Here is a 23302-nt window from a genome sequence, read left to right as displayed (position 1 = left end):
GAGTCCGCCCACCTTTCAATTGACCGGAACAGAGCAGGAATTCTTTCATCGTGCTTTCAACCTGTTACTGAGTTCGAGTAATGGTGATTCTTGCACCGGGGTTAAGGAAACGATGATTTGCACTTAAAGTAGAAGTCGTAAGGCCATCATCTTGGCTGATTACGCCAGAGTGAAAACTCACTATATCGGTGTCGTCTCGTGTGGTATTAAAACCTTCACCACCGCCTGCTGGTCCCGGAATGGTTGCAGTAAGCTCGTCGTTCAATTCCGTTCCTGAATCCCAAACATTCATGTTCATCACAAAGGTATCACCCACGGCTAATGACTTAAGCGACAAACCGGATTCACCAACAAACGCATCATTGGTATTCACCAACATGGAAGCAACTGAGATATACCCTTCTTGATTTGGGTCAACACGAATAGACACCGTGTCTTGCTCACCTGAAAGAATCAGCCCATTGCCTGAGATGCCTTGATAAACATTGACGTCACTGTCACTGAGCGCAAGCAATTGTGCATTACTACCCCCTTCCGCCAAGTATTCCAGATCGACAGAGGCACTTTGCCCGACTTCAAACAGGTCAAAATTCGTATTGTGAGTCAATACCGCGAGGGGCGACATAGGTTGATTGGGCGTTAGGTTAGCAACACTGACATCGTAACGATAATAATCATCGTCATCGTCTGGACAACCTGCTAACACAGCTACTGATGCAGCAATAAATAGAATTCTAGCTTTCATACATCCCCCTTACTTCACAACAATGGTGATAGTTGCAACAGGGTTTAGCCAACGATGACTACTGCTATCGAGGTCACTGATGCCGCCAGCTGCGTTACTATCACCGATGTTACCCGGATGAATATGAACCTTAGCGTTTGATACTGCCGTTTCTACACCTGTGCCACCAGCGCCAAAGGTAATGAATGGAGGGTTCGGCATACTGCCCGCCAGCTCATCATTGGCTTCTGTGCCTGCGTCATAACCATTTAGAGTCGCTTTGTAGGTGCCCGCTTGAGTTGGGATCTTCCAGCTATCTAGACCAACAAAGCCGTCGTTTGTCGGCAGCAACATTGCACCCAATGATAGGTACTCTAAATCACCAGTACTGATATCAAACGTAGTTGCGACGCCTGGATTGAGGATGCCGGCCGCTGGGTTCTCAACCACCACGCCTCCCGCGTTGGCAATGACACCAGATAAACCTGAAATATCGCCACCTTCGGCCATGGACTCTAGTTCCGAAGAAGCCGTTTCACCCGTTCTAAACATGAACAAGCTTGAGTCATGAGCCGCCGCTAAGATAGGCGTAAAGTAGATCCCTTTCGTTGCATTAGTGACAGTGACTTCAAGCTCAGCAGCCTGAACTTGAGCCGCTCCGAAGGCCAACATAGCCGAGCTGATCACTAAGCTGATTTGAGTACGTTTATTCATTTTGATTCCATCCTTTATCGAGTCCTATCGTTGCCAACAAAACGAATAACAGCGATATACCGTTACCTTTGCCAGAACGAACTGTGGTGTTGTTGACTCTAAGAATGACGATCAAATCTATCAGCAACTTCATTGAATTCTCATAAAACTCTCACAAGTTTATCCAAACTTATTACTGCAAATAAAAATAGCGATAAAGTACTAATATTTAATCGAAAAATATCAATTCATCATTTACGTCAGAAGGGATAGAAAAGAAGATAAAGAATAGAAATGGAACGAATAAAACGCAAAAAGGCCGAATCGATTTAACGATTCGGCCTTTATTCTAGCGTACTGTTGTTACTCTTTCCTAAGCCGTATTTGGCCTTTCAATCGAGCTAACAACACAACATCAAATTAGAACGCGTAGTTTGCGTCAATCAGTTCGCTAACTTCCACTTTGCTTACTTCAGCACGAGCTTCAAGCCATTGAGCAACTTGCAGTTGTTCTGCTTCTGTTACTGAACGGTAGCGCTCAATTGAGCATAAGAAACCTTCAAACAGCTCAAGGCCGCCGCCACCAAAGCACAGACCGATGCTGTCGATGAAATCAATGAACTCATCAATGAACACATCGTATTGATCAAAATCAGTAATCGATGTCTTGCAGCTTACTTCAAAACCCAGAATCGCGAATTCACCTAGGTATAGCTTTTTGCGTAGGCGACGATTTTTGTTTTCGATTTTATCTAATTTCATAACTGCCTCTCTTTTCGTTTGATAAAGCATTTATACACAGTTCCACATCAATCCCCAAGAGTTTTGTATTACACAAGGGTGTTAATGGCAAAAATCGTGCTACAGAAACAAAACCTTAATCAAATCTATAAAAATCTGTCACTTAACTGCTTCACGATTAGTCACACATTGACCCAACTTATTAACCAATTAGTTAGTAGGTGGGTAAGTCATGAATAACGAATAATAAAATCAGCCAATAGGAAGCAGTAAAGATGAGCAAGGAAACATTTGATAGCACTCGTTTTAATAAGAGCAAAAACAAACCCTTCGAAGAAGTTTTAGATGCGAACCTTTCAAGAAGAAATGTTCTCAAAGGCGGTTTAGGCATCAGTGCAATGACGGCGTTTGGTGCTTTTGGTTTAGCAGGCCACAGCACAGCGCACGCGGCGACAGCATCATCTAGCGCACCGCAAAAAAGCACTGCTACACTTGCATTCGAATCGGTTAAAGGCTCACTGACAGACAGTGTCGTTGTGCCAAAAGGCTATACAGCACAAGTATTGGTTCCTTGGGGTACTCCACTTAACAAGCAAGGCAATGCTTGGTTAAAAGATGGAACCAACAACGCACAAGATCAAGCAAACTCACTGGGCATGCACCACGACGGCATGCACTTCTTCCCGCTTAATGGCAACAGCAACGACGGTTTGTTGGTGATTAATCACGAATACATCGACCAAAAAGCACTGCACGCTAATGGTCCTACATACGATGAAGGCAACCGCCCTAGCCTTGATGAAGTACGTAAAGAGATCAACGCACACGGCGTGAGTGTGGTTCGTGTAAAACTTGAAGGCAACCAATGGGTGATGGTCGATAACGATCCTCTGAACCGCCGCTACACAGGCGCGACCGTAATGGATCTGTCTGGTCCTGTTGCACACAGTGAATTTACCAAAACCAAGTTCTCACAAGACGGCAGCCAAGCTCGTGGCACGTTGAACAACTGTGGTAATGGCTACACACCATGGGGCACTTACCTAACGTGTGAAGAAAACTGGCCGGGTTATTTCGTTAACAAAGGCGAGACAACACCAGCGCAAGAACGTATTGGTATCGCTACCGACAAAACACGTTACGGTTGGGACACACTTTCTGGTGACAAACAAGAACGCCTAGACGAATTTGCTCGCTTTGACGTAACACCAACAGGTGAGTCAGCAATGGACGATTACCGTAACGAAGCACACGGCCACGGCTACATTGTTGAAATAGACCCATACACAGCAAACTCTCGCGCTAAGAAACGTTCTGCACTGGGTTGTTTCCGTCACGAAGGCTGTACGTTTGGTAAGTTGACCGAAGGCGAGCCAATCGTATTCTACTCTGGTCACGATTCTCGCTTTGAATACCTATACAAATTTGTTTCTGAAGAGAAATGGGACCCGCGTGACGCAGAACCGAGTAATCGCCTAAGTGCGGGTGACAAGTACATGGATAAAGGCACGCTGTATGTGGCTAAGTTCAACGATGACGGTTCAGGTACGTGGCTACCACTAACGTTGGGCAGCAAGACTACAAACGGCGGCAAGCTAGGTGATTCATTTGACTCTCAAGCAGCGCTTATCATCAATACAGCGGGCGCTGCCGACCTTGTTGGTGCAACGCCAATGGATCGCCCTGAATGGTGCTCTGTTGACCCAATGACGGGTACGGCTTACCTAACGCTGACTAATAACAACAAGCGTAAAGAGGCGAACTCTGCGAACCCTCGCGTAGACAACAAGTTCGGTCATGTTATCCGTTGGGATGAAGGCAAAACGGCAGGCGAGTTCGATTGGGATATCTTCGTATTTGGTTCACCAGCAGTGGAAGACAAGTCTATTAACCGCTCTGGTCTAACAGACATGAACCAATTCGCGAGCCCTGACGGCTTAGCGTTTGATGCTCGTGGCATCTTGTGGATTCAGACAGATAACGGCGCAGACGAAGTCACTGGCTACACCAATGACCAAATGCTGGCAGTGGTTCCATCTCAGTTAACGGATGACAACGGCAACAGTGCGGTGATTGATGCAAACAACCAAGCACAGCTTAAACGCTTCTTTGTGGGTCCAAACGGTTGTGAAGTGACTGGCTTTACCATCAGCCCAGATTTCAAATCACTGTTTGTGAACATTCAACACCCGGCAAACTGGCCATCGTCTGAAGATGCAACAGCACAAACTCAAGGCAATGTCCGCCCAAGAGCATCTACGGTTGTGATTCGTCGTGAAGACGGCGGTGAAATCGCGGTTTAAATATACAACGCAGGCTAAGATCAGAAACATTTCTGTTATCTAGTCTCTGTTCGCTAGCTAAGTAAAATCAAAAAGAGCGATAAGGCCAAATGCCCTATCGCTCTTTTTATATTCTATGCATTCTTCGGTTTAAGTAAGAATCCGAATTTTCAAAACTCACCGTAATCCTAAGTCGTCATCATCCCACGTACGCGTCACCCTCGAGAAGGAGGAACGACTGAGTCGGGGATCTCTGCTCGTTGTAGGCTAACCAGAATTAGCTCACGAACAACCAAACACCAACGCCCATCATCAACGTACCTGCAATGCGGTTCATCAACTTAACATTGTCGGCTTTGCCCAGCATATGCTTTAAGCTCTTTCCGCCTGTCGCGTATAAGGTCATGCAAACAAACTCAGAAACCAGAATGATTGACACGAGAATGAACAACTGCGGTGCTAAGTCTTTATTGCTGTTAATAAAAGGAGGCAGCAAAGAAATCATAAACGCCCAGCCTTTTGGGTTCGCAATTGCAGTGACAAAACCTTGAACCACCAAGTCCCAATCATTGCTGACTTTTGTTGTTTGGTTGTCAGTACTGATCGCCAGTTTGCCTCTCGAACGCCACATCTGAACGCCTAAATAAAACAGGTAACCCGCACCAACAAATTTAAAGCCCGTAAATAGCCATGGGTAATTCAACATGATCGAAGCGATACCCAATACCGCGGCAATAGAAACCACAGCGACACCAGCCAGTTCACCGATCATCATCCATAATGTACGCTTGTATCCAACACTCATTCCAAGTGTCAACGCCAAAGTCATACACATACCGGGCGTGATTGACACGAAGAAAAACGTGGGAATAAAAGCCCAAAGTAGTGCGCTATCCATATTATTACCTTATCGACTTGTTTTTATTTATTAGTTCTTGTTTCTTGATCGGGCTTGAAATGAAGCGAGGTTGAAACGAAGCAGTAATGACAATAAACAATATTGCGATCAATACAAACCAAAAGAGCCACATAACAGTGGCTCTTTTCAATCACCAACCGTAATTACTTACGACGGTTTTTAATTCGCTTCATCATAGTCAAACGACGTTCAGCGCTTGCTTGATCTTGCGTCTCTTCGTTCGCGTTGTTCTTACGACCTTGGCGGTTTTTGTAAGCCGATTTAGTGTTCAGCTTCTCGATGTAAGCATCACGTTTCTTCGGTTCATAACCCGGTTGTTCAACACGACGAATGCGCTGTTGAATCAGTTTTTCAACTTGAACGACAGTCAGCTCTTCTTCGCGGTTAACGAAAGAGACAGCGTGACCTTGCTTACCTGCACGACCTGTACGGCCAATACGGTGAACATAGTCTTCCGCTAGGAAAGGCATGTCGTAGTTAATTACGTGTGGTAAGTCTTCGATATCAAGACCACGAGCCGCAACGTCGGTTGCTACCATTACACGCGCTTTACCTTCTTTAAAATCGTCTAGAGCACGACGACGAGCACTTTGCGCTTTATCACCGTGACACAATACTGCTTTAATGCCGTCTAGCTTAAGCTCTTTAACTACATCGTTCGCTGTTTCTTTGTAGTTAACAAAAACAAGCACTTGGCGCCAGTTTTTACGACCAATCAGCTCAGAAAGCAGTTCTGTTTTACGCTCTTGATCCACTGGGTAAACCACGTGGCCGACAGTAGCAGCCGTTGAGTTTTCGCGCTCAACACTAATACGTTTTGGTTTACGCAGAATATCAACAGACAGTTGGTTTAACTGAGTAGAAGTCGTTGCAGAGAACATCATGATTTGCGGTGATGTTTCTACATCCAACATGATCTTACGAACGGCATTGATAAAGCCCATATCAAGGATACGGTCAGCTTCATCAAATACTAGGAATTCTAGGTTAGCAATAGACACGTTACCCGCTTCTAAGTGCTCTTCTAAACGACCAGGTGTTGCAACCAAAATATCCACACCCAGTTCTAGTTGACGAACTTGTGAAGACATCTTGTTACCACCGTAAACCGCAGAAACGCTTAGATCCGTGTATTTAACGTAGTCTTTAATGTTTTGAGCGATCTGCGCAGCAAGCTCTCGAGTTGGAGCAAGAATAAGGCCGCGAGCCGTTCCTCTAGACGCTTTTTTACCGCTGTTCAAAAGGTGTTGGATAACAGGCAATGAAAATGCCGCTGTTTTACCCGTACCGGTTTGAGCAGTAGCAAAAATATCATGGCCTTTACGAGCCATTGGAATCGCTTTTTGTTGAATTGGAGTGAGTTTTTCATAACCGCACTCAGTCAACGCTTTGACTAATTCAGGAGCAAAACCTTGAGAGGAAAATGACATTGTTACGGGTTCCTTAAGCAGACAGCCTACATTCTTATTTCAGCCGAGCACTATAAAGTAATTAGAGTGATTTATCTCACATTTATCGTGATATAACGCAAACTTTCTCATTTAATCTGGTGTTTACCCCACCTTAAACGAAGTAAACACCGAGATCCTTGGTTCAAACAGCAAAAACAGGGCTATTTGATACCACACAGCTTGAGTAGAATCTGCTCGAGCTCGCCCCATGGCATGAGCTGCGAGTCGATCACTTCCAATCGAGATTCAAAGCCATCAAGCGTAATTTCGTTCACAGACACGACTTGATTCGCCACATTGAATGCATAGCAACCTTGGTCAGTGTTCACGACGGCTTTTACACGTTCAGCCGTTAGATCTGACAACATAGAGAATAGCGCATCGAAGTCGAACTTATGTTCTGCGCCAAACAACCAACCGCAACTGAAATAGCCCTGACCTTTATTCTCTTTACGGATGAAAGCTTCACCGGGAGGAAGTTGGAATTGAGGCTCTTGTTCAGCGTGATCATGATGATGCGCTTCAATATGAGAGGAAGCACCGCCGTATACTCTTTCAATGTCCAACACTTCCAATGGCACTTCACCATCGTGAATTAGCTTATGGAAGACTTTTGCTGGCGATTGATCCGTCACCCAATCATTAAACACATCGATATCTTCAGAATGAACAAGGTCAACCTTAGTACCAAGAATCACATCTGCACTATCCAGTTGATCATTGAAATTCTGATTCGACGTGTACTTTTCATTGGATAAGTTTCGTGGGTCAACCAAGCCAAGCGTCGCTTTTAAATCGACATATGGTGTGTACTGATCGGAAGTCAGTGTCGCTATAACCTGTTTAGGGTGACCAAGCCCTGTCGGCTCAATCAATAAACGGTCTGGCTTTTGGCGAAGTAAGGCATTAATACCCACTGACATAGGCACGCCCGCAGTACAGCACATGCATCCACCCGGCACTTCTTTAATCAAAGCGCCTTGATCTGTCATCAATGCACCGTCAATGCCGATTTCCCCGAATTCATTAACCAGAACAGCCCAGTTTTCATTCTCAGGTTTATTTTTTAGCAGGTTCAAGATGGCTGTCGTTTTACCAACCCCCAAGAAACCCGTAATGATGTTTGTAGGAACTTTTTTAGTCATATCAGTTCTCCTTTTTAAGGGAGTATATACACAATCACGGAGAAATTGACCCCAATCGCTTGTTTATACGGAGAATGATATAAGCCAGAAGTTGTATGGGTGTCACTAGAAAAGGGGGGGAACGATGAAAATGGGATGCTCCAGACGAACTAAAGGCGTACTTACTCAGTACGCCTCACCCTCGTTACTCAATCGTGAGTTCGCGAATCAGGAAGCCTTAAATATCGACCTGAACATTTAACGAGGAACTAAAACTTTGTTTCTGAATCCATCCAAATTGTGTGTAAAACCTCACTTCTCCTTGCGGTTCGTTATGTTGCTTTACGATTTAACTATGGTTCATTTTTGGGGATATTCAAGCCGCCGCCAGAGAATCGATCAAAACTGTGACGGTGATTCCACTATTGACCATAGATTCCATTTATGTAACACGCACATTCCATAAATGAAATTCAACTTTTCATCTTTGTTGCTATAGGATATGCAGAGGAAGCGTATAATTTAATGCAACCCCGCCTTAACTCATTCAGGAAACTTATCTCTATGACCAGAAGAGAGAAAATTAAGCAGTCCTTATTAGCCAAAATGCCAAGGGATGCTATTAATCAATTTCTCTCAAGAGATAAGACCCCAGCTTCGGTTCTCTTCCTTTCTTGTATTGTGGGTGTACTTGCAGGTGTAGTGGGTACCTATTTCGAAGTTGCGGTTCATTTCATCACAGAAACCCGTACCGATTGGCTAAAAGATGAAATCGGTAGCCATCTACCACTGTGGCTTGCCGCTTTCCTTATTAGTGCTGCATTCGCCTTTATTGGCTATTTTCTCGTTCACCGTTTTGCTCCAGAAGCTGCCGGTTCAGGTATCCCTGAAATCGAAGGGGCAATGGACGGCATGCGCCCTGTTCGATGGTGGAGAGTATTACCCGTAAAATTCTTTGGCGGCATGGGCGCGTTAGGCTCTGGTATGGTTTTAGGCCGCGAAGGGCCAACCGTTCAAATGGGCGGCAGTATCGGTCGTATGGTCACCGATATCTTTCGAGTCAAAGATGATGACACTCGCCATTCACTGTTGGCTTCAGGTGCCGCTGGTGGCTTAGCCGCCGCATTCAATTCACCGCTAGCTGGCATCATGTTTGTGGTTGAGGAGATGAGACCACAGTTTCGCTACTCACTCATATCAATCAAAGCCGTCATCATCTCAGCAGTTTCGGCCAACATTGTATTTCGCTCTATCAATGGTCAATCAGCCGTTATTACAATACCTCAGTACCAGCCACCTGAACTCGACGCACTTTGGTTGTTCTTGCTGTTAGGTGTGTTGTTCGGTCTGTTCGGTGTAATTTTCAATAAGCTGATCACGCTTTCCCAAGACCTGTTTGTGGCGATACACAAGAATGACCGTAAACGCTACTTGATGACAGGTACCCTACTTGGTGGTTGCTTTGGCTTGTTGCTGCTCTATATACCTGAATTAACTGGTGGTGGTATTGGTATCATCCCGAACATCACGAATGGCAGCTACAGCGCCAATGTGTTGTTGCTGATTTTCTTAGGCCGAGTCCTCACAACCCTGCTTTGTTTCGGCTCTGGTGCGCCAGGCGGTATCTTTGCACCAATGCTTGCGCTAGGAACACTCTTTGGTTATGCGTTCGGGCTTATCGCAGCGGCATTCTTCCCTGAACTGAATATTGAACCGGGTATGTTTGCCATTGCTGGCATGGGCGCCTTATTTGCTGCCACTGTTCGAGCGCCTATCACTGGCATACTGTTGGTTATTGAAATGACCAATAACTACTACCTGATCCTGCCGTTGATCATCACCTGCTTAGGTGCGGTAATCATTGCTCAAATGTTGGGTGGGCAGCCAATTTACAGTCAACTGCTTAATCGTACGCTGAAAAACGAAAAACTAAGACAACAAGATCTCCCTCAACAAGAGAAAGTATGTTAATTACAAATGACTCATGAAACAAAAGCACACATTCAACGTGCTTAATCTCCCGATTCCGTATCAAAATCAAAAAAGCAAACGTTAAACTTGGTATCATCCACTCAAAATTAGTTGAGTGACCTCAAAATCTATTGATGAAAGGCCTACACACTCTAACTAAAGCAAATATTCTAAAAGTCTTTAATTAACTAAGTCGGAGTAAGTCGTTGAACTGGAGAAGATTAACCCAAGTAAAAAATGTGCCGCCATCTCAGGCGTCTTTAGCACTTGGCGTTATTGGGTTAGGACAAGCTTGGGCGTTATATATCCCGGACATTGGTGAGATAATTCGTCCCTACCTCGCTGCATTCGGCGCGCTATTATTGCTGCCTGTTTTACTGCGCTATTTAACGAGCTTTAATACCTTCCTTAATGACATTCGCCACCCGTTAAGTGGAAGCTTGATGGCACCAATGAGCATGGCTTTACTGATTCTGTGCGACTATTTAGCCGAGATATCGCCAGCTATCGCCTACCCAGTTTGGTTCTGCGCGCTATTGCTGCACTTTACCATGATGGTGTTGTTCTTTAGTTTTCAGATCATCAACTTCAAAATGTCGAACATTGTACCGAGTTGGTTTCTGTATCCGGTCGGTTTGATCAGCAGTTCCTTAGCTGGCACACAGTTCGGGCACACCGTATTTTCAGAAACACTTGCGGTCACTTGTATTGGTATCTATTTCCTTATGTTGCCAGTGGTGTTATACCGCTTGGTGTTCGAAGGCAATCTTCCTCGCCGAGCAAGACCAACACTCGCTATCATGGCAGCTCCGGTTAACTTGTCTTTAGCCGCTTACTTGGTTAACTTCGACAACCCAGACCCGATTCTAACAGGTGCATTGGCGGGCATTGCCATCACCATGACTTTGTTGATTTACTTGTGTTACATCCGCCTAATGCGTTTGAAGTTCCAACCTTCGATTGCTGCCGTCACCTTCCCATCTGTGATCAGCGCTATTGCCATGCATCGTCTAACTACATTTTTCGGCGCGGAATACCCACAATGGTATTGGCTACACAAGTTTGGTTTCTTTGAGCTAACCATCGCCACCATTCTAGTGATTTGGGTTGCCGGTGGTTACGTAAAAATGTACTGGCCTGAGTTTTTCGATTCCGACTACATGTCCAAAAAGATGAAACGTTCTTAGATAGAAGCGAAAAGATCTTAGCTGAACCATCGTGTTCTGCAGTAGTCGATGATGTCAGACAAAACCAACCAAACCCAAAAAGGCCTCACACTGTGAGGCCTTTGAATAGGCAAGGTATTAATAGTTCAGGCGAGTGTTACTAGAAATGCCGAGACCTATTAGAAGTTAGCGTGAGGGCCGAATACTTCGTAGTGAACGCGTGAACGGTCAACTTTCATTGCATCTAGCTGCTCTACGATGTTCTTCATGAAACCAACAGGACCACAGATGTAGAAATCGCTCTCTTCAAAGCCTTTAGTATCAGAGATAGACGCTAGATCCATTTGACCTTGATGCGTGTTTTCACATGCAGATTCATCTTTGTTCATGTACCACGTTTTCGCTTCCCAACCTTTGTCGGCAACAATATCTTTAACACGAGTCGTGAAAGAGTGTTGGCCTACGTTCTCACAAGCGTGAAGGTAAAGTACTGGCTCGTTTTTATCTTCCGTGTTTAGGAACTCAAGCATAGACTGCATTGGCGTTACACCAACACCTGCAGAGATAAGTGTTACTGGCTTGCTGCGCTCTTGATACATGAAGTCACCCGCTGGTGCGTATAGGCTAACCTCATCACCAACAGCAACCGTATCGTGTAGGTGGTTAGATACAACGCCTTGTGTCTCTTGGCCTTGTCCTTCACGTTTAACAGAAATACGGTATTGCTTGCCGTTTGGCTTATCAGACAGTGAGTATTGACGAATCTCGCTGTATTGAGAGCCTTCTGGTTTCACTTCGATACCGATGTATTGACCTGGTGTGTAATCCAGAACTTCACCGCCGTCTTTTGGCTGAAGGATAAAGCTTGTTACTAGCGCTGACTCTTCGATTTTGTCTGCAATCACAAACGCACGCGCTGCTTCCCAACCACCAACAGCTTGCTTACGCTGTAGGTAAAGTTCAGCTTCACGATCGATGAATACTTGCGCCAAGAATAGGTAAGCGGCTGTCCATGCTTCTTCCACTTCTGGAGTAAAGGCGTCAGCAGCTAGTTCACGTAATGTCTCAATCAGGTGCAAACCAACAATTTGGTAGTGCTCTGGTTGAATGTTAAAGCTTGTGTGTTTCTGAGCAATACGTTCAACGGCAGTTGTTAACGCTGCTAGATTTTCAATGTTCTTTGCATATGCCGCGATAGCTTCAAACAGTGCTACGCCTTGGCGACCTGTTCTTTGGTGAGTCATATTGAAGATATCTTTCAACTCAGGGTTATGCGTGAACATACGTTGATAAAAATGCTGAGTTAAAGCTGGGCCTGCGCTCTCAAGTAGAGGAATAGTAGATTTGATGATTTCGATATGTGCATTGTTAAGCATGAATTTACTCCGAACACTGAGCCTTATGACCTATATGTCATTTTGACTACTAAAAATTAAGAATGACTTATCGATTTTCTGAAACCTTAGTTATTTTTAGAAACTGAGTTATTTTGACTCGTTTTCATTTCAAAAAATCGCGAAACCTGATTAATGCAACCTGATTGATTGAGATCAAGAATAGTCTGTTTAATCAGCGCTATAATTGGGCTTCTCTGTATCTTCTGCACAATCAGTGCCAACTTTATCAATCCCCGTCATTACTGGTTTTCTTCTCAAAACTCATCTTATAAAAATGTCAAAAAGACCTTTTTTTTAAGTCAATAAGACTCTATTGTGTAGATAAACACACACAGTTAGAGTTTTTTATGCAAGATATCTCCGCATCTACCCTCATGGAAATGACCATTGGCCTCGCAAGTGGTGTCAACGATCAAGATCGTTTCAATCGCCTGATCGATGCCATTCGCAAAACCATAACGTGTGATTGTGTCGCGCTTTTAAGCCTTCAAGGCGACACGCTAGTACCTATCGCAATGCAAGGGCTCAGCCGAGATACGTTCGGTCGTCGCTTTATCATTTCAGAACACCCACGGTTTGAAGAGATCTGCGCGTCTCGCTCTCCTGTTCGTTTCGATGCTGACAGCTCCTTACCCGATCCTTTCGATGGTTTGCTTATTGACCATGATGGCGATTTACCAATGCATGCTTGTATGGGCTTGCCTTTGCTATTTGGCGATAAGCTCTTAGGTATTCTGACTCTAGACAGCTTGAAACCTGATGTCTTCGCGAATATTCCGGCGCGTAACCTTGAAGTACTGGCAGCTATTGCAGCCTCAACCATGCAGATGGCACTGACCTTCTCGCAACTTGAGCATCAAGCAAAACAGTCAAAGCAATTACTCGAAGAATTGAACGTAGAAGCGTGGGAACGTGACGGCGGTGAGTTGATTGGTAACAGTGACACCATGGTCGCGCTTAAGAACGACATCGCTGTTGTAGCTCCATCTGAGTTTAATATCTTGATTCATGGTGACACCGGGGTTGGTAAAGAGCTTGTGGCTCGCACCCTGCACCACCAATCTCAACGTAAACGTAACCCACTCGTCTACGTAAACTGTGCTGCGATTTCTGAAAACTTAGTAGAGAGTGAACTGTTTGGTCACGTTCGTGGCGCGTTCACTGGCGCAGACAAAAACCGCTTAGGTAAATTTGCTTTAGCCGATGGTGGCACACTGTTCCTTGATGAGATTGGTGAATTGCCTTTGGCCGCTCAAAGTAAGCTCCTACGTGCGCTGCAAAACAACGAAATCCAACCGGTTGGCCAAGACAACATTCAAACCATTGATGTGCGAGTATTGGCAGCGACAAACCGAGATCTAAAACAAGAAGTTGAAGACGGTCGATTCAGAGCCGATTTGTACCACCGATTGAGTGTGTATCCTATCGCGGTGCCAGCACTGAAAGATCGTGGTGACGACATCAGCCTATTAGCGGGTTTCTTCTTAGAACAAGCGCGTCGTAAGCTTGGTATCAACCAAGTTAAGTTCCGCTCCGACGTTCTTTCTTTCCTAAACCGTTATGGTTGGCCGGGTAACGTGCGTGAACTTGAGCATGTGATCAGTCGTTCCGCATTGAAAGCGTTAGCGCGCAGCACCAATAAAAACCTGGTGACAATCACCAAGGAAGATTGTGGTCCTCTAGACCAAGATCAGCCAATTGCGACGACTCAGGTGAAAAACACACCATTATCGACACCAACGATCGACCTTTCTGCAGGGCTACGTGGTGCAACGGACGATTTTCAACGCAGTATCATTACTGAGGTGTTGGAAGATGCCAACTTTAACTGGGCACAAGCAGGGCGAGTTCTGAAAACAGACCGAGCAAATCTGACTCGACTGTCTAAGCGTTTAGGGCTAAATGTGGCTAAGTCTCATACGATCGAACGGACAAAATAGATATTAGCGGTTTGTTGCGAGCATCTGACAAAACTTGTGTATATAATGCTGCAAATTGTAACGCTAATTTTAAATATGTAGAGAGAGTTATGAAGTTTATCCGTTGGTTCTTAGGTCGTGTCATCTTGTTATTGAATTTTGTTTTCAGCCCACGTGGTGTGAAGCGTTCTCAAGAAGAACAAAGCAAAGTAAATGAGCAAGCAAAAACGCACACGTTATACCAATTCGAAGCGTGCCCATTTTGTGTGAAAGTGCGCCGCGCGATGAAACGTCAGTCGGTTCAATTTGAACTTCGTGATGCAAAAAACAACGAGCAACACCGTGCTGAGCTTGAAGCTGGCGGCGGTCGTGTGAAAGTGCCTTGTCTACGTATCGAAAAAGACGGTAAAACTGAGTGGATGTACGAATCTTCAGATATCGTGACTTACTTAGAAAAGCAGTTTGCATAAGCAACAAAAGTCAGATACAAAAAATCCCTCGAATGTGAGGGATTTTTTATGTCTGTTATTTGGCGTTAATCGCTTCAAATTGGGCGCGAAAGTTCAAACGACTACTTCGTGACAATCAGCATCAATTCAACACGGCGGTTACACGCCTTGCCTTGCGCAGAAGCGTTCGTACAAGCTGGAACATACTCACCGAAGCCACGAGTATAGATGGAACGACTTGATACGTAGTTACTCTCTAATCGAGCCTTCACTTCTTTTGCTCGCTGCTCTGAAAGCGGATCATTGATTCGATCTGTGCCCGTGTTATCGGTGTGCCCTTCAATCACCACATCAATATCTTGGCGTTGAGCAAGGTAGCTGCCTAGCGTATCTAGCCATTGATTATACGCTGGCTCAGGGAATGCTGAACCTGTTTTAAAGTTCACGTGCTGCTCAAGCTTTACCATCACATGGTTACCCGGCAACACTTCAAAATCGATGCGGTTTTGTCTTAAAAAGACTTCCAGTGGGTCGTTAGTCGAAACGCCACGTCCGTAGTTGGTCGTGATGGTTCTGTGTTGATGAGTGCTACTCTGGATAGAGTACCCACGATTGCTTGCTACATGAGTCGTTTGAACCACACCCCATTCAGGATGCATCAAGTCGTAATCGGTTTGTGGTGCAGTCTCTAGCATGTCACCGCCAAGTAAGTCAGTTGGTGACGTGGCTTCACACCCAGCCAAAGCTATGCTTAACATTATCGCTAAATATCTCATTACTTCACCAACCACTCATGCAGATAAACCATTCACTAATGTCTATATCGGCACCGAGGGAAAAACTTTAGACGAAAAGAAAGCAGAACCCAAAAAAGTGCTGTTGATCACAGTTAACCGTCTACTAGCTTGTCTTCAGCCGCTAGTTCGAACTGTTTGCATTTATTTACCTTATAATTGTTTTCCAATTCGTACTAAATAGTTAGAATCTCACGACTTCTCAACGCTAGAGCAAACATTATGTTTAAACCATTTACTAAATTCATCACAGCACTCGCTGCCGTACTCATTATCGCGGGTTGTAGTGAAACAGACGAGCCACAAAAAGGCGTTCAATACGAAGCGCTTCCTACTGCTCTAACAGAATTTAACTTGTCTCCGATCACTGAAATCTTCTCTCTTAACTGTGGTCACTGCCGTCAAATGGAAAGTGCCATTCCAGAGATTGAATCTCTAACAGACCAAACTATTGGCAAGATGCACGTGACGTTCAACGAAAGCGCTCAAATCAGCGCAATGATCTACTACACAGCAGTGATGCAGCTTGATGCGACGCCTGACCACGCATTCATGGACGACCTATTTGGTGCCGTTCAAATGGGTGCAGATGCAACACCTGAGCAGCGTCAACAAGCACTAGAGACAGCGTTTACTTCTCGTGGTTTGGTTAGCCCATACCAGCTGAATAAAGAACAGCAAGTCGCTCTTTTCGACTACGTTAAGCAAGCAGAAGAGATCTCAGTAAAAGGTCAGATCAACTCAGTACCAACCTTTATCATCAACGGTAAATACCAAGTACTAACAGCAGGTCACCAAGACGTTGCTGGCATTGCAAAAACGATCAACTACCTTTTGACTCAACCATAATCATGGCTTTAGTCAACTGATTAACACATTTTGTATTAACTACGAAATTCAGCACTCAATATAAATAGGTTTTACTATGTCTAAATTTGTCATCCCGGTCATTGTCTTTCTTTTGGCGGGTTTCATGATTTACCGTACTTGGACGAATCATAAGTCTGGCGGAGAAAACTTCGAACAAGGCCAACAATTTCTAATTGAAAACGGCACTAAAGAAGGCGTGATTACGACTGAAAGCGGTCTTCAATACCTTGTTCTTGAAGAAGGTACAGGCACAGAGCACCCAACTAAGAACAGCAAAGTAACGGTTCACTACCACGGTACGCTAATCGACGGCACTGTTTTCGACAGCTCTGTTGAGCGCGGCGAGCCAATCTCATTTGCTCTTAAGCAAGTAATTAAAGGCTGGCAAGAAGGTTTGACTTACATGGTTGAAGGCCAAAAAGTTCGTCTATTTATTCCAAGCACTCTAGCTTACGGTAAAGGCGGTTCAGGCCCTATCCCACCATCATCGACTCTGATTTTTGATGTAGAACTCATATCTATCAAATAATCGAAGTTACTGATTTAAGCCCCAACATACGCGCTATGTCGGGGCTTTTTTATATCTGAACATTTGAAGCCTCTTTAGATATTGAGCTATTTAGCTATTTAGCTATTTAGCTACTGTAACAACGACCAAATATACCCTCGAAAACCGACCACTAGACGACTGGTCTAATTTAACTTATAGTACCGCCCATGAACGAAAAAACGAATGACACACGCCTGCATGTTTTAGATGTTGGCTACCAATTAATAGTGAACAACGGCTTTAACGGCGTTGGCTTATCGCAATTGCTTAAAGAAGCGGACGTGCCGAAAGGGTCGTTTTACCACTACTTTAAATCGAAAGAGCAATTTGGCGAGGCTCTGATCCAGCACTATTTTGAGACCTACATCAGCAGAGTTGAAACTATTTTGGTTCATGGTGAAGGCAACCATTACCAGAGAATTGTCAGTTATTTCACTCGATGGTCACAGATTGAAAACGGCACCTGCAATGCTCATAAATGCTTGGTCGTTAAACTCAGCGCGGAAGTTTCTGATCTTTCTGATCCTATGCGCCAAGCGCTATTAAAGGGTGCAGAAAAAGTGACGAATACCATCGAACAGTGCATTGTCGGCGGTATTGAAGATGGCTCCATAAAGGTTGAAGAGAGCCAAGAAGCAGCTCAGAACCTATACTCAATGTGGTTAGGCGCCAGCTTATTGAGCAAGCTGAGCCAAAGCTCACATAGCTTACAGTCAGCTTTGAGCCTTACCGAACGAATTTTAAAAGGTGAAAGCTAATAACGCGCAGCGCGCTTTATTGGCTTTAACTTAAAAAAATCACCCGCCCTCTTATCAATTTGATGACGGCGGGATTTTTAGACAACAAGACTAGACGACTGGTCTAATTCTAAATGTATAAAATACACAATTAAGGACATCCAATGACTCAACAAGACAATCGCCGAATCGTATTGGCTTCTCGCCCAGTTGGCGCACCGACTCAAGACAACTTCCGTTTAGAGACAGTAGCTGCGCCAAGCATCAAAGACGGCGAGATGTTACTTCGCTCAGTTTACCTTTCTCTAGACCCATACATGCGTGGTCGTATGAGCGATGCTAAATCTTACGCAGATCCCGTTGCGATTGATGAAGTGATGGTAGGCGCAACCGTATGTCAGGTTGAAGAATCAAACCACGCTGATTACGAAATTGGCGAGTGGGTACTGGCTTACACAGGTTGGCAAGATCTTGGTGTGTCTAACGGTGAAGGCCTTATCAAACTAGGTAAAGAACCAACGCACCCTTCTTACGCGCTTGGCATCATGGGTATGCCTGGTTTTACCGCTTACATGGGCTTGCTTGATATCGGCCAACCTAAAGAAGGCGACACGCTAGTCGTTGCAGCAGCAACAGGTGCTGTAGGCGCAACCGTTGGACAAATCGGCAAACTAAAAGGCTGTCGTGTTATCGGCGTTGCAGGCGGTCAAGAGAAGTGTCAGTACGCGAAAGAGATTCTTGGCTTTGATGAATGCATCGACCACAAAGCTGACGACTTCGCGGAGCAATTGGCTAAAGCGTGTGACAACGGCATCGACGTTTACTTTGAAAACGTTGGCGGCAAGGTATTCGATGCAGTAATGCCTCTGCTTAACACAGGTGCTCGTATTCCTGTGTGTGGCCTTATCTCTCAATACAATGCGACTTCACTGCCTGAAGGACCAGATCGTATGTCTAGCCTGATGGGTATGCTGCTTGTTAAAAGAATTAAGATGCAAGGTTTCATCATCTTTGATGACTACGCACACCGTTACAACGAATTTGCTGTTCAAATGACAGAATGGTTGTCTCAAGGCAAGATGCACTATCGTGAGCACCTGGTTGAAGGTCTAGAAAATGCGCCACAAGCATTCATGGGCCTATTGGAAGGTCAGAACTTCGGTAAGCTTGTTATCAAAACGAACGAAGCTAAATAAATTCAATAAACTGAACCCGTTAACTAGGTAGAATCATGATTACTTTGCATCACCTGAATAAGTCGCGCTCAAAGCGCATCATCTGGCTATTGGAAGAGCTTGGGGTAGATTACCAAATCAAACCCTACCAACGAGACAGTGTCACTTTTCTTGCACCACCAGAACTCAAATCCATTCACCCATTGGGTAAATCTCCTGTCATTGAAGACGATGGCGTCGTGATCACTGAATCTGGTGCTATCACGGAATACCTAATCGACAAATACGGTCAGGGTAAGTTCGCACCTACACGCGGCACCGCAAACTACGTTGAGTATTCGCAATGGCTTCACTTCGCTGAGAGTTCAGGTATTTTGCCAATGCTGCTTAAGATCTTTGTAATGAAGGACGGCTGTGAAACTAACTTCCTAGGCGGTTATGCAGACGATGAAAACCAAAAGATCCTCACTTACGTGAATAATGCACTTGAAGGTAAAACCTACTTGGTTGCAGACACACTAACAGGTGCAGATTTTATGATGTCGTTCATCGTAGAAATCGTGGGTAACTTTGGTGCAACTGCGCTTTACCCTAACATCGCTAAATACGGTGAACTTTTAAAGAGCCACCCTGCTTACCAAAAAGCTGAGCAAGTAGAGCTAGAACACTCGAACTGATCGAGTTTCACTCAAACACGTGCTTGCTAGAGTAAACACAAGAAACTAAATGAAGCCAAAGCCGATTTATCTTCTGCTTTGGCTTCTCATTTGTCTTCATTTCGACAACAATACCGAACTCTAACTGAACAGCCATAGAGTTTGATCTTAATGCCAACAAACCTCGCTCAATACACACCTCTGCACCTAGCAAACACGAATGTCGATTTAGCGCTACCGACTCGTTTTACGTTTCCGTATTACTATACCCCGCACCCTGTGTGTGAATTCGCTATGCTGCAGCTTCAGCAATCACTTGTCGACTGTGGTGTGAATGAAACCTCGCAAGGTAATCTCTACGCTGTGCTTCTTGTTCAGAATCCAACCACACAAGGGTTAGGTTACCTTTCTGCGTTTTCAGGCTTGCAGTTAGATCCGGCTTTGGTCTCTCAGTTAAACAACATTCACTTTGTTCCACCAGCCTTCGATTCAAAACAGTTTCAATCTCAAAACAGTGCGAACCTTGCTCGACAATTGCAGCTCTCGGACGACATTGAAAAGCTGCAACAGTCGCACAATCTAGACACGTTATTGGCCGAGCTTGAAGGGTTAAAAATCGAATCAGCAAAAGCTATCGAAGCCTTTCAGTTAGCAATGGCCGCAAACAAAGCTCAGCGTAACGAACTCAGAGAACAAGCCAATCAAGAAAAAGCATTAGGGAATCTAGAGTCAGCGGCGAATTTGCTCAAACAACTGGGCAATCAAAGTAGCCAAGAGAAACGTGACCTAAAAGCACTTCGTATTGAGTGGAAACAGAAGATCGCAGAGCACCAATCACAAATTGATTTGATTGAAAGCGAACTGAAAAACCGTAAGCAAGATCACCAAGCAGTTTCACAACAGTTGGAAACTCAACGCCTCTCTCACTATCGCTTTATCAATCAAGCCAAGCAATCTAAGAATTTACTCGAGTTGCTCGATGGTAAAGACGCGCTTGAAGGCTCTGGTGACTGCTGCCTACCAAAGCTGCTTAACTTCGCCTTTGAACACGGGTTCAAGCCGTTAGCTTTGTCTGAATTTTGGTGGGGATTACCGCCTACAGACATCATTCGACAACACGCAAACCTCTACCCTGTTTGTCAGAGTAAAAGCTTTGAGATCCTCGAACACCAGTTAAGTGGCATAGAGCTAGAAGATAACCCGCTTATCGTGAACCCTGCGGTTGGTAAGTCTTTTAATATTGTTTATGAAGACGATGAAATCGTAGTCGTCAATAAGCCTGAAGAGTTCTTGTCGGTTCCCGGTAAGTTCATCGAAGATTCAGTTTATACCCGCATAAAAGCGCGTTACCCGGATGCGACTGGTCCTTTGATTATCCATAGGTTGGATATGTCGACGTCAGGTTTGTTGATCTTGGCGCTCACGGCGGAATCAAACAAGCATATTCAGAAGCAGTTCATTAATAGAACCGTAGAGAAACGCTACACCGCTTTGTTAGATGGCGAGATAACGGGCGAATCTGGCAATATCAGCCTTCCTTTGCGCGGCGACATCACGGACAGACCAAGACAACTGGTTTGTCACCAACACGGCCGAAATGCAGAGACCCATTGGCAAGTGGTTAGCACTCACAATGGCAAAACCAAGGTTCACTTGTACCCTAAAACAGGGCGAACCCACCAGCTGCGAGTGCACTGTGCTCATCCATTAGGGCTTGGTGTACCTATTCGTGGTGACGACTTATACGGATACAAACGCGAGCGCTTACACCTGCACGCTGGCTACTTAAAGTTGATTCACCCGACAACCGGTGAATGGATGGAGTTTGAAGTGCCTTCCGAGTTCTAAACTCTAACTTATCGAGCTAAGACTCTTATCTCACTCAATATTTAATCTCATAAAACGCATCAAGGTTCTACAACTGCTTAAGGTATAGAACCCTGATATTTAATTTTAATGTGATTATCACAGTTCATTAGCATACTTTAGTTACTGAGTTCAATACTGCAGACGCCTAGCCCATCACATCTTTGCGCTGGTCAACACATTCGAAAGAGCCCATTTCGAACTCGCGACAGATCCATGGTCGGTTTTCGTAGATAGTACACATCAGTGTTTCTCTATCTACCGCAGAACACCAGCCGTCGTCTAAGCGCTTCATGGTTTCACCGCCCCATTCATCATAAGCGATGTGCTCTTCAGGTACGCCCGTATCTGTGATGATCATAACCTCTAAACGACAACAGCATGCCTGACAATTTGCACAGATTACTTCGGGTTCGGTTACGTTCTTTATATCTATCGTCATAAGTGACTACACTGCTAAATTTTGCGTATAGTAATCGAAACCGCCCGCTACGGCTAATAAAGATAGTGCGGCGCGGCGTTTTCATTGATGTAGAAATAACAAAGGGCGCTGTGATTCACTCACAACACCCATAATATTTCGACTTTTCAGCGCGGCTTATCGCCACAGGCTCTATTTAGAACAGGCTCGCGAAGAACAGCTTAACGTAGTCTATTAAACGTTTGAACAAACCGCCCTGTTCAACCGCTTCAAGCGCGATCAAAGGCTGAGTTTGAACATCTTCGCCATCAACGGTGTAATGAACCACACCTAGAGTTTGACCTTCTGCAATTGGCGCTTTCAGTTCAGAGTTAAGCTCGATAGATGCAGTCAGCTTTTTACTGTCTGACTTAGGCAACGTAATGAACGTGTCTTCTGCCACACCTAATTTCAATGTGTCTTGCTCACCAAACCATACCTTCTCTTCAGCCACTTGATCGCCGCCTTTATGCGGGTTTAGTGTATCGAAGAAACGGAAACCGTAGCTCAACAGCTGTTTGCTGTCTGATTCACGGCTCTTAACGCTTGATGCACCCATCACAACCGCGATAAGTCTCATCTCACCTTGTGTCGCTGAACTCGCCAAACTGTAGCCAGCACCAGAGGTGTAGCCCGTTTTCATGCCATCAACGGTTAAGCTTCTATCACGCAACAAGCCATTACGGTTATGTTGAGTGATGCCGTTGTAACTGAAAGAGCGTTCGCTGTATAAGCCATACACATCCGGTAAATCACGAATAATGGCACGACCGAGTAACGCGATATCGTAAGGAGTCGAATAGAGGTCGTCTGCATCCAAACCATGTGCATTGGCAAAATGGGTGTTTTCTAGCTTCAGAGAGGTAGCCCAAGAGTTCATCAGGTCAACGAATGCATCTTGTGAGCCTGCAACATGCTCTGCAATCGCAACGCTAGCATCATTACCGGATTGAATAATCAAGCCACGATAAAGATCCATCATTGCTACATCGGTGTTTACTTCGATGAACATTTTTGAAGAGTCTGGGAAGTTCTTCGCCCACGCGTTCTCACTGATTCGTACCTGATCATCAGCAGAGATGTTGCCTCGCTTCATCTCTTGACCTGCCACATAGCTGGTCATCAGTTTGGTCAAACTCGCTGGGTTTAACTTAGTGTGTGCGTTTTTTTCTACCAGCACATCACCAGAATTAAAATCAATTAACACATACCCTTTTGCGCCTAGGCTGGGTGGGCTTGGTACTATAGAAGGTGCTGCGATAGCTGCATTACTTACTATCGCGGCGTTACTTACAATGAATATACTTAATAGAGGGAGAGAGTATTTGGAAAACAGTTTCATTGAATCAAACCTAAGT

Annotated in this window: 22 protein-coding genes; 11 read left to right on the top strand and 11 right to left on the bottom strand. The window is 44.8% G+C overall.

The features are described 5' to 3' along the window. Window positions 1-64: 64 nt before the first annotated feature. The 4 genes from AB4507_RS10855 to AB4507_RS10840 form a co-directional block, all read right to left on the bottom strand. Window positions 65-745 (bottom strand): spondin domain-containing protein, encoded by a 681-nt coding sequence (locus AB4507_RS10855; RefSeq protein ID WP_372182657.1) that lies wholly within the window; start codon window positions 743-745, stop codon window positions 65-67. A gap of 9 nt (window positions 746-754) precedes the next feature. Continuing rightward, window positions 755-1438, bottom strand: a complete 684-nt coding sequence (locus AB4507_RS10850; protein WP_372136519.1) for a spondin domain-containing protein — start codon at window positions 1436-1438, stop codon at window positions 755-757. Next, window positions 1431-1571 carry a hypothetical protein gene (locus tag AB4507_RS10845; protein WP_017067451.1) on the bottom strand — a complete coding sequence of 47 codons (141 nt, stop codon included), beginning with the start codon at window positions 1569-1571 and terminating at the stop codon, window positions 1431-1433. Before AB4507_RS10845 ends, AB4507_RS10850 begins: the two co-directional genes overlap by 8 nt. Window positions 1572-1837: 266 nt before the next feature. Then, a complete protein-coding gene (locus tag AB4507_RS10840) occupies window positions 1838-2179 on the bottom strand; it encodes a YggL family protein (RefSeq protein WP_017062629.1) in 342 nt (113 codons plus the stop codon). A 254-nt stretch (window positions 2180-2433) separates the two neighbouring features. Here AB4507_RS10840 and AB4507_RS10835 point away from each other — a divergent pair, with 254 nt between their 5' ends. Further along, entirely contained in the window at window positions 2434-4461 is a 2028-nt protein-coding gene (locus AB4507_RS10835) for a PhoX family phosphatase (RefSeq protein WP_372133683.1), read from the top strand. A 256-nt stretch (window positions 4462-4717) separates the two neighbouring features. Here the strand turns inward: AB4507_RS10835 and AB4507_RS10830 are convergent, their stop codons facing one another. The 3 genes from AB4507_RS10830 to AB4507_RS10820 form a co-directional block, all read right to left on the bottom strand. Then, window positions 4718-5338 (bottom strand): LysE family translocator, encoded by a 621-nt coding sequence (locus AB4507_RS10830; RefSeq protein WP_017064486.1) that lies wholly within the window; start codon window positions 5336-5338, stop codon window positions 4718-4720. A 164-nt stretch (window positions 5339-5502) separates the two neighbouring features. Further along, complete coding sequence (locus AB4507_RS10825; RefSeq protein WP_017069159.1) at window positions 5503-6789, bottom strand: DEAD/DEAH box helicase; 1287 nt, start codon at window positions 6787-6789, stop codon at window positions 5503-5505. A gap of 182 nt (window positions 6790-6971) precedes the next feature. Next, window positions 6972-7955 carry a GTP-binding protein gene (locus AB4507_RS10820; RefSeq protein WP_372182655.1) on the bottom strand — a complete coding sequence of 328 codons (984 nt, stop codon included), beginning with the start codon at window positions 7953-7955 and terminating at the stop codon, window positions 6972-6974. A gap of 543 nt (window positions 7956-8498) precedes the next feature. Here AB4507_RS10820 and clcA point away from each other — a divergent pair. Continuing rightward, complete coding sequence (gene clcA / locus AB4507_RS10815) at window positions 8499-9905, top strand: H(+)/Cl(-) exchange transporter ClcA (protein WP_372182654.1); 1407 nt, start codon at window positions 8499-8501, stop codon at window positions 9903-9905. A gap of 239 nt (window positions 9906-10144) precedes the next feature. Continuing rightward, window positions 10145-11092 carry a TDT family transporter gene (locus AB4507_RS10810; RefSeq protein ID WP_372182652.1) on the top strand — a complete coding sequence of 316 codons (948 nt, stop codon included), beginning with the start codon at window positions 10145-10147 and terminating at the stop codon, window positions 11090-11092. Window positions 11093-11250: 158 nt separating this feature from the next. Here AB4507_RS10810 and hmpA read toward each other — a convergent pair whose 3' ends face one another. Continuing rightward, window positions 11251-12447, bottom strand: coding sequence for an NO-inducible flavohemoprotein (gene hmpA / locus AB4507_RS10805; protein WP_017062636.1), 1197 nt, complete (start codon window positions 12445-12447; stop codon window positions 11251-11253). Between the two features lie 368 nt (window positions 12448-12815). Here hmpA and norR point away from each other — a divergent pair, with 368 nt between their 5' ends. Together norR and AB4507_RS10795 are read left to right on the top strand one after the other, a co-directional pair. Continuing rightward, window positions 12816-14408, top strand: coding sequence for a nitric oxide reductase transcriptional regulator NorR (gene norR, locus AB4507_RS10800; protein WP_017062637.1), 1593 nt, complete (start codon window positions 12816-12818; stop codon window positions 14406-14408). 89 nt (window positions 14409-14497) lie between these two features. Beyond that, window positions 14498-14857, top strand: coding sequence for a glutaredoxin (locus tag AB4507_RS10795; protein WP_017062638.1), 360 nt, complete (start codon window positions 14498-14500; stop codon window positions 14855-14857). A gap of 101 nt (window positions 14858-14958) precedes the next feature. Here AB4507_RS10795 and AB4507_RS10790 read toward each other — a convergent pair whose 3' ends face one another. Beyond that, a complete protein-coding gene (locus AB4507_RS10790; RefSeq protein ID WP_029235219.1) occupies window positions 14959-15594 on the bottom strand; it encodes an OmpA family protein in 636 nt (211 codons plus the stop codon). A 258-nt stretch (window positions 15595-15852) separates the two neighbouring features. Between AB4507_RS10790 and AB4507_RS10785 the strand changes: the two genes are divergently transcribed. The 6 genes from AB4507_RS10785 (at window position 15853) to AB4507_RS10760 (ending at window position 21466) form a co-directional block, all read left to right on the top strand. Next, a complete protein-coding gene (locus AB4507_RS10785) occupies window positions 15853-16479 on the top strand; it encodes a thioredoxin domain-containing protein (protein ID WP_017062641.1) in 627 nt (208 codons plus the stop codon). Between the two features lie 76 nt (window positions 16480-16555). Beyond that, complete coding sequence (locus AB4507_RS10780; protein ID WP_017062642.1) at window positions 16556-17029, top strand: FKBP-type peptidyl-prolyl cis-trans isomerase; 474 nt, start codon at window positions 16556-16558, stop codon at window positions 17027-17029. Window positions 17030-17217: 188 nt separating this feature from the next. Then, window positions 17218-17808 carry a TetR/AcrR family transcriptional regulator gene (locus AB4507_RS10775; protein WP_017062643.1) on the top strand — a complete coding sequence of 197 codons (591 nt, stop codon included), beginning with the start codon at window positions 17218-17220 and terminating at the stop codon, window positions 17806-17808. Between the two features lie 143 nt (window positions 17809-17951). After that, window positions 17952-18983: an NADP-dependent oxidoreductase gene (locus AB4507_RS10770; protein ID WP_102428560.1), complete on the top strand. Its 1032-nt coding sequence runs from the start codon at window positions 17952-17954 to the stop codon at window positions 18981-18983. Window positions 18984-19018: 35 nt separating this feature from the next. Beyond that, entirely contained in the window at window positions 19019-19639 is a 621-nt protein-coding gene (locus AB4507_RS10765) for a glutathione S-transferase family protein (protein WP_017064479.1), read from the top strand. A 150-nt stretch (window positions 19640-19789) separates the two neighbouring features. Next, window positions 19790-21466, top strand: a complete 1677-nt coding sequence (locus tag AB4507_RS10760) for a pseudouridine synthase (RefSeq protein ID WP_372182650.1) — start codon at window positions 19790-19792, stop codon at window positions 21464-21466. A gap of 166 nt (window positions 21467-21632) precedes the next feature. Here the strand turns inward: AB4507_RS10760 and AB4507_RS10755 are convergent, their stop codons facing one another. Next, on the bottom strand, window positions 21633-21926 hold the full coding sequence (locus AB4507_RS10755; RefSeq protein WP_372182649.1) for a YkgJ family cysteine cluster protein: 294 nt from the start codon (window positions 21924-21926) through the stop codon (window positions 21633-21635). 175 nt (window positions 21927-22101) lie between these two features. Then, on the bottom strand, window positions 22102-23286 hold the full coding sequence (locus AB4507_RS10750; protein WP_372182648.1) for a serine hydrolase: 1185 nt from the start codon (window positions 23284-23286) through the stop codon (window positions 22102-22104). Window positions 23287-23302: the final 16 nt, after the last annotated feature.

The organism is Vibrio sp. 10N.222.54.A3, from assembly GCF_041474095.1.
GTDB lineage: Bacteria > Pseudomonadota > Gammaproteobacteria > Enterobacterales > Vibrionaceae > Vibrio > Vibrio crassostreae_C.
The sequence above is the reverse complement of the archived record's forward strand: the minus strand, read 5'-3'. Positions and strand labels throughout refer to the sequence as shown.